At 67.3% G+C, this 376-nt stretch carries 1 protein-coding gene; it reads right to left on the bottom strand.

Annotation, left to right across the window (positions count from 1 at the left end):
• A partial coding sequence (locus tag C1X29_RS29805) for an IS5 family transposase (protein ID WP_146023287.1) occupies window positions 1–376 on the bottom strand: 376 nt, incomplete at both ends.

The following is a 376-nucleotide window of genomic DNA, read 5'->3' as shown; positions in this document are numbered from 1 at the left end:
CCATTCCCCTTCGCCCCGGACCTTGATCCCGGTGCTGTCGATCAGCAGGTGCAATGGCCCCTCCGAGCCCCGGTAGGGCAGCTGCACGGCCAGCGTCCTCTGGCGCCGGCAGAGCGTCGAGTAGTCCGGCACGGTCCAGTCGAGCCCCGCAAGCTTCAGAAGGCTCGCGATGAAGCCGGTCGTCTGGCGTAGCGGCAGGCCGAAGAGCACCTTGACCGTCAGGCAGGCCTGAACCGCCGCGTCACTGTAAACCGGCTGCGCGCCGCGCTTGCCCGATGGCGCCGCATGCCACTTCATCGACGGGTCGAACCAGACCGTCAGCGACCCGCCATTACGAAGCGCGGCGTTGTAGGCAGGCCAGTTCAGAGTGCGATAG

The sequence above is a fragment of the Pseudomonas sp. GW456-12-10-14-LB2 genome, from assembly GCF_002884345.1.
GTDB classification, from domain to species: Bacteria; Pseudomonadota; Gammaproteobacteria; order Pseudomonadales; family Pseudomonadaceae; genus Aquipseudomonas; species Aquipseudomonas paraglycinae.
This window is presented reverse-complemented; position numbering and strand designations above follow the sequence as displayed.